This window comes from Streptococcus sp. DD13 (assembly GCF_001578875.1).
Classification (GTDB): domain Bacteria; phylum Bacillota; class Bacilli; order Lactobacillales; family Streptococcaceae; genus Streptococcus.
The window spans coordinates 361,334-368,492 of sequence record NZ_KQ969506.1 but is presented as its reverse complement, the minus strand read 5'-3'; the positions used below and the strand labels follow the sequence as shown (position 1 = coordinate 368,492).

Genomic DNA, 7,159 nt, shown 5'->3' with positions numbered 1-7,159 from the left:
TTTTTTTAGGCTGAAAACACAAAACATATTGTCCCAGTTCCAATCATATCTTGTGAAATTATTCTAGCAGAGAGGGGTCAGCGACAAAGCTTTAGAGGTCGTCTCCTTTTTTCTTATTCACTGCCAAACCTGCTAAGCCAAGGATGGTTGCCCCAGCGATGACACCACTTGCCAATAGACCAGCTTGATCAGTAGGCTGTTCTTGAGATGAATCTTCTTGTGTCGTCTCTTTAGGAGTCGCTACTTGCTCAGAAGAGCTCTCCTTCATTACGATATCCGAAGACGTCTCAGCTATCTGCCTATCATCTTGATGAGTCGAAGAAACGAGCACCTCATTTCCATCCTCCTCCTGAAACGCTGAAGCAGAACTTCTAGAAGGAGCTGGAATAAGGGCACGATCCAATTCTAGATTGACTGACAGTACCTGAGTATTCTTTTCAGTCTGTTGATCAGCCTGCAATGAAACAACATCCTGGCCTTCAAATCCTTCCGTTGAGAAACTAGGCGTTTGCTCAGCAATCGGCTGTTCTGTTTGTCTTGTTTCACTTGTCGTTTCGACTGGTTTTACAAAGTTTGCGACAGTATCTGACTTCTTGCTATCCGAGGTGTGGTTTGGTGTTGTCACTGCTGGAATCACCGCCTTAAAAGCAGCCACTAGACGAGCCTTTTCTGCTTGAGCAGATTCATTTTTAGCCGTTAACTCATCCAGATGTAGTTGTTGGACGATGAGAGCAGCTTTCTTCACACTCAGATCAACTTCCGCATCTTTTGCTCGTTTTCGAGCCATTTCTAATAATACGGGACTATTTTCAGCATTTGCAATTTCAGCTTTTAATAAGGCAATCGATCTGACAGTTGTCTGATAGGCAGAGTTTGCCTCATTATAATTCGTTTGAGCTTGCGATAGTTGTGATTTAAGATCCTGCAATACTTTATTTTGGCTTAAAACTTCTTCATGTAAGCTAGTCAGGCGTTTTTGTGCATTCTCCAAGGCTGATCGCGCCTCTTTCTGATTGGTAGCTCTGAGAGTGCGTTGTTGAGCTACAGATGCTCTCGCCTGTTCTACATCGTATTGAGCCGCCTTTAAGTCATTTAGCCCGATTTGTAAATCAAGAAGAGCGGATTGAAGCACTTTTTGGGCCTGTGGCGATTTACTTTGGACGGCACGCGCTGCTTTCAATGTCGTTTCAGCGTTTGCCAATGTTGTTTTCGCTTGTTGCAGCTTCGTGACTAAGGCTTGGTTCACACCAGCTTTCGTGCTGGCTTTTACAAGGGTTTTATTAAACTTCTGGTTCTGAATATTGTTGGAACCTTCTACCTTCATGAAGTGAATAGAAGAACTTCCTCCAACCGTTGAAATACTAACACCAAGGTAGGTTTGATCAACAGGATAATCCACTCCCGTCCAACGAAGATTGGTCAAACCAGCCAAAGAAACTGCATGATCCCAGCTACCCGATAAAGCCTTATCATTAAATAAAAGGCTGGTCAGAGATCCATAAATTGCATTTTTCAAACCACCGACAGTGGACACATTGTAAGGATACATATTCAAGTCTTCATATCCAAGATTAGAGGCCTTTGAAGTGGTTTTTAAGCCATTCTTTTCTGCTGCTGCTTGAATCGAATCCGTTTCGTGATGATGAAAACCGGCCTTGTTTTTCCGCTCATAGTTGCTTGCAACATCTGTCGAGAACTGGATCATTCCTTGAGTGAGGACAGCAGATTTGTAGCCAAACGACTGCCGGACTTCATTTACAAGGCTTAAGGCAAAGCTGTTTAATTCTTCTTTCACCTCTTGCGAAAGAGAAGACCAGTTTCCTACCTGGCGATTATCCCCTTTTTCGACGATATATTTGTTACGAACTAAAAGCGAACTCGCATTAAAGTTACCGTTGCTTCCCCTTGATTGGGCATAAGCTTTGAGTGACTTTACATAGGCAGCATCGACTTGAATATGATTGACCGTTTGATAGGCAGTCGAAGATTTAGCATCCTTATCTACTGCTGTCTGGGCTTGTTTGACCTGATCCAGAGCAGTATTCCGTGCCTTGGTTACTGTCTCAAGATACTCTTGGTTTTTCTGATCATTGGCCTTTGCTTCTTTGACATCACGCTGAGCCTGTGCAACGGCAGCTTGCGCTTTGGTCACCCGCTCGTCAGCTGCTTGCTTTTTCTTTTCAGCTTTCGCAATCTCATCTTCCCGAACAGGTTCTTCACTCTGAGCCAATTTCCCTTTGGCTTGATTGATTTCAGCCTGAACGGCAACCTCTTCCTCTTCTTTTTTCTTGACAATAGCGGTTTGAGAACGAGTTTCTGTTTCTTTTGCCTGAAACTCAGTTTGCTTGCGTTCTAACTCAGCTTTCGCAACGGTCAGTTGAGCTTCTTGACTCTCTAAGTTCTTTGATAAAGACTCGATATCCTCAGGAGTCGTCTGACCAGCATTGGTTTCAGCTGCATCTAAGGCGACTTTCGAATGTTCTACTTCTTTTTGAGCATCCGTCAGGTCTTGTTGAGCTTGATCAACCACTTTTCCTTGCTGATCAACCGCTTCTTGGGTCTTGTCCGCATATCGGATTGCTTCTTCTACCTGTCCTTGTGTCACTTGCTCTGATTCCGCTACTGGTGAATTGGATTCTGGAGTGACAGCATTGATGTCATCTGCCTGCGCGACCATTCCAGTAGTGGCTGCAAATGTCGCACCTGCCATCACCGCTAGCTTTCCAATACTCGTTGAATTTGAGTTCTTCTTATTTTTGTCTGTTGTTTTCAATCTTTCACCTCCATATTCTTTTTATGAAATCGACAACTGATTTTAAGTATATTTATTTTACTATTATTCACCGACTTGTCAAGAATGCTTTCTTACTATTTGTAGCTAGAAACCTTCATTCCATTTATTTTTTGACAATCGGAGCGATATTGGCCAATAGTTTTTTGAGTCCAATCTCTGGAAAACGAATCTTCAGTTCTTGGGTTTGTCCTGCGCCATTCACTTCTAAGACAACACCCTCTCCCCATTTTTTATGAAGAACGTGGTCTCCTACGGACCAGTCGCTTGCTGCATGTGAACCATTGGTATCTCCAAAGGGTAGATCTTCTGTTGTAAAGCCAGAAGGGGTCGGCTGTGCCTTGGATTTCCTAACTTGGAGGGCCTGGGAAAGACTCATCCCTTGTCCAAATTTTTGAGTTTTTCCATTGACATAAGAAGCCTTAAAACTTGTGTTTGCAGGCCTTGCTAACCCCTGATAGTCTAAGAGATCTGATGAAATTTCCCGAAGAAAACGGCTCGGTTGGTTGTAACTGGTTCGTCCATATAAGAGACGAGAATTCGCATTGGTGAGGTATAACTGCTTTTCTGCTCGTGTAATCCCCACATAGGCGAGACGTCGCTCTTCTTCTAACTCATCCTGATCTTCCGAAGCACGTGACAGTGGAAAGACATGTTCTTCCATTCCCACTAAAAATACAACTGGAAATTCGAGACCCTTGGCAGCATGTAAGGTCATCAAGGTCACTTCGGAGGCAGAGTTGTCCTCTTCATCAGTGTCTGCGATTAAGGCTAGGTCATTCAAGAAACGACCCAAGCGGTCAACCCCGCTCTCTTCTTCTACTCCTTCTTTCTCATCAAAGTGCTGGGTCACAGAGAGAAATTCTTGAATATTTTCTAATCTTGCTTGCGATTCTAATGTAGACTGGAGTGCTAAGGCTTCCGTATAGCCTGATTTTTCTAGCACACGTTCGACGCACTCGGTGATGGTCAGTTGGTCCATCTCCTCGCGAATCTCAAATAAAAATCTTGCGAAGTCTTGAATAGACTGCGCTGCTTTCCCTTTGATTCCCGAAAGGAGAATTTGCTCTGATGCCTCCAGTAATGAGGAATCTTGCAAGTCAGCGAACTCCCGAATCTTTGCAACCGTACCTGGACCGATCCCTCGCTTTGGCTCGTTCACAACACGCTCAAACGAAAGATTGTCAGACGGATTGGCGATGAGATTCAAATAGGAAATGACATCTCGGATTTCTTTTCGGCTATAGAACTTTGTCCCGCCCACCATGGTATAGGGAATACTTGACTTCATCAAGGCTTCTTCCACCGTTCTGGATTGCGCATTGGTACGGTACAAGACCGCAAAGTCTCTAAATGAGTAACCCTGAGCGTTTAGCTTGCCAATGGTGTCAGCTATATAGACGGACTCTTCTACCTCAGAATTCGCACGGTAATAAACCAGTTGCTCCCCTTCAGGATTTTGGGTCCAGAGTTTTTTTGGACGGCGGTTCTGATTATGGGCAATGACGTCATTAGCTGCCTGCAAGATTTTTTGACTGGAACGATAGTTCTCTTCTAACAGGACAACCTTGGCCTGAGGGTAATCTTTTTCAAAATCCAAGATGTTTTGCATATCGGCACCACGCCATCCATAAATAGACTGGTCGGCATCACCAACCACACAGATATTTTTAAAGCGAGAAGCTAAGAGTTTAACCAGCTGGTACTGTGCATGGTTGGTATCCTGGTATTCATCTACATGGATATATTGATAGCGCTGCTGGTAATAGGTCAAAACCTGGGGGTGCTGATCAAACAAACGCAGGGTCAACATAATCAAGTCGTCAAAATCCATGGATTCACTTCGCCGTAGTTCTTCTTGATAAGCCTTATAACACTTGGCTACGGTTTCCGTATACAAATCCCCTGCTAATTGTTCGTAAGCCTTTGCATCAATCAAGTCATTTTTGGCATTCGAAATAGTCCCCAGAATGGTCCGCTCACTGAAACGTTTCGGATCCAAATTGAGATTTTTCATAATTCGTTTCATGAGGGTTCGCTGTTCCCCAGGATCTACAATGGTAAAATTACGATTATAGCCAATATGGTCCGCTTCACGTCTTAAGATTCGTACACACATGGAGTGGAAGGTCGCGATTAAGGTCTCAGCTGTTTGAGGGTTGAGCGCTTGAGCCCGCTCTTTCATTTCTCTTGCCGCCTTATTGGTAAAGGTGATCGCCAAAATATTCCATGGATTGACCATTTTTTCATCAATCAGATAGGCAATACGATGGGTGAGAACACGCGTTTTACCTGAACCGGCACCAGCCATAATTAAAAGCGGTCCCTCTGTCGTTTCTACCGCTTCCGCTTGACGATCGTTCATTCCTTTTAGTAGTGGATTCATATCAATCACTTTCTCTTTCTTACTTCGCTTTATTATATCAAAATTCTAAGCCTTCGGTTCAAAAAGTAGAAATCTTTACCAATCTTTGACACCTTTTTAGCGAATAAAAAACTCCCTTTAACAGGAAGATTATTCTTAAAAATCGACGCCACTGCGATAGCTGGATAAGGCAAGCATCCATCAAAATCTCCTCTCCTGCTGAACGACACCTCAAAAGTTTGTTCTAAAAACAAACTTTTGGAAGATCATTCATAAAAAGGAAATGACCGCTCCCTCATTACATGCCAAAGGCTCCAAAAGAGGCGTCTCCTCGTTCACTTATATAGTAGACTGCATCTATTTCGACCATTGTCACAGGCTTCTACACATCCAATCTCACAAATCGTTTTAAATAGATTCTTCTAGTCGCTGAATAAAGGATTGAATTAATGGCTGAGGTTCCGTTTCGTTTGGATAAGCGTAGCTGATATAAAAAGTCATCCTTTCTTCTTCTACTAATGGAATCTTAATAAGGTCTGGATATTCTGGAAACAAGGTCAGATCTGTCATTAGACCGATCCCCAAATTTTCCTCAATAAAGCGTTGAACAAGATTGGAATCCAAGAGGACAACAGTTGATTGAGCCAACTGATCATAGCGGGCATTTAAGCGCTGAAAGGCTGCCATATGAACATGGTGCTCATCTAAAAGGATAAAGGTTTCTTCTAATAATTGTTTAAATGATAGCTCCTTGCAGTTCGCTAAGGGGTGCCGCTTAGAGACAATCACGTAAAATTCTTTTTGATAAAGCAATTGACAAGTTAGATGAGGATGAGAATAAGGCTCCAAACTGCCGATTAAACTAAAATCCAGATCTCCCTTATCTAATAACTGCATCAGATCCCAGGACCCACGTTGAACCAATTGGGCCTGTCTGAAGATCTCAAACTCTTCATCATGAGAATTCAACCGTTTCATCAAATCATTCGTGATGAGCGGAGGCAATCCAATACGAACAATGTTTTTTTGCTCCTCTCGACTGCTTTTTCTGTTTTTTCAATTTCAGTTAAAATCTCCTGGACATGGCTGGCTAATAATTTTCCTGTCCGTGTCAATCGAAGGACTCGATTAGAGGCTGTTTTTTCAACCAAGGAACAGCCATAATGATCTTCCAAACGCTTGATGGCATAGGTGACGGTTGGCTGGCTAACTTGAAAGAAACGAGCCACTTCCGTATAAGATTTTAACTTTGACAGTTGATGATAGTATTCTAAATCTCGAATGTTCATTCTTCCTTACTCTCACTACTAGTTTCCTCTATTTTATCATAAAAATGTTTCTCATAAAAATAATTTATAAGTATTCAGCAAGTTGACTATAAGGAAACGTAAGATTTATAATGGCTAGTATCAGTTGAATTAGGAATTCACTAGATTAATATTTAAGGAGTATTTCGTCATGAAATCACACGAAATTTTAAACAACCCTTTCCTCAATAAAGGAACTGCTTTTACCATGGAAGAACGGAAAGAACTTGGTCTGATCGGACTCCTTCCTCCATATGTTCAAACTATTGAAGAACAAGCAGAGCAAGCCTACCAACATTTCTTGCGCAAACCATCTGACCTTGAAAAACGTCTGTTCTTGATGGAGATTTTTAATACCAACCGGACTCTTTTCTACTACCTCTTTAACCAACACATCGTGGAGTTCAACCCAATCGTTTATGATCCAGTGATTGCTGACACCATTGAACAATACTCTGAACTCTTTGTGGACCCACAATATGCGGCTTACCTTGATATTAACCATCCAGAAAATATCGAAGAAACCTTGAAAAATGCAGCTGGTGATCGTGATATCCGCTTGATCGTTGTGACCGATGCAGAAGGAATTTTGGGGATCGGTGACTGGGGTGTTCAAGGGGTGGACATTTCTGTCGGTAAGCTCATGGTCTACACAGCAGCAGCTGGTATTGACCCAGCTTGCGTTATGCCTCTTGT

Annotated in this window: 4 protein-coding genes and 1 pseudogene; 1 reads left to right on the top strand and 4 read right to left on the bottom strand. The window is 42.6% G+C overall.

Annotated elements, in window-relative coordinates; genetic code table 11:
* Positions 1 to 91: 91 nt before the first annotated feature.
* The 4 genes from STRDD13_RS01575 to STRDD13_RS08660 all read right to left on the bottom strand — a co-directional run bounded on the left by STRDD13_RS01575 (position 92) and on the right by STRDD13_RS08660 (position 6,445).
* Positions 92 to 2,773 (bottom strand): SEC10/PgrA surface exclusion domain-containing protein, encoded by a 2,682-nt coding sequence (locus STRDD13_RS01575; protein WP_067101001.1) that lies wholly within the window; start codon positions 2,771 to 2,773, stop codon positions 92 to 94.
* Between the two features lie 124 nt (positions 2,774 to 2,897).
* Positions 2,898 to 5,177, bottom strand: a complete 2,280-nt coding sequence (gene pcrA, locus STRDD13_RS01570; protein WP_067100998.1) for a DNA helicase PcrA — start codon at positions 5,175 to 5,177, stop codon at positions 2,898 to 2,900.
* 387 nt (positions 5,178 to 5,564) lie between these two features.
* A complete protein-coding gene (locus STRDD13_RS08665) occupies positions 5,565 to 6,134 on the bottom strand; it encodes a LysR substrate-binding domain-containing protein (RefSeq protein ID WP_231852537.1) in 570 nt (189 codons plus the stop codon).
* The gene (locus STRDD13_RS08660; protein WP_231852536.1) at positions 6,134 to 6,445 is read right to left on the bottom strand and encodes a LysR family transcriptional regulator; all 312 of its coding nucleotides are present in this window, start codon (positions 6,443 to 6,445) and stop codon (positions 6,134 to 6,136) included. The genes STRDD13_RS08665 and STRDD13_RS08660 overlap by 1 nt, the downstream gene beginning before the upstream one ends.
* Before the next feature lie 169 nt (positions 6,446 to 6,614).
* On the opposite strand from STRDD13_RS08660, the pseudogene STRDD13_RS08655 reads away from it, so the two are divergent.
* Positions 6,615 to 7,159 (top strand): annotated as a pseudogene (locus tag STRDD13_RS08655) (NAD-dependent malic enzyme); the annotation flags it as partial.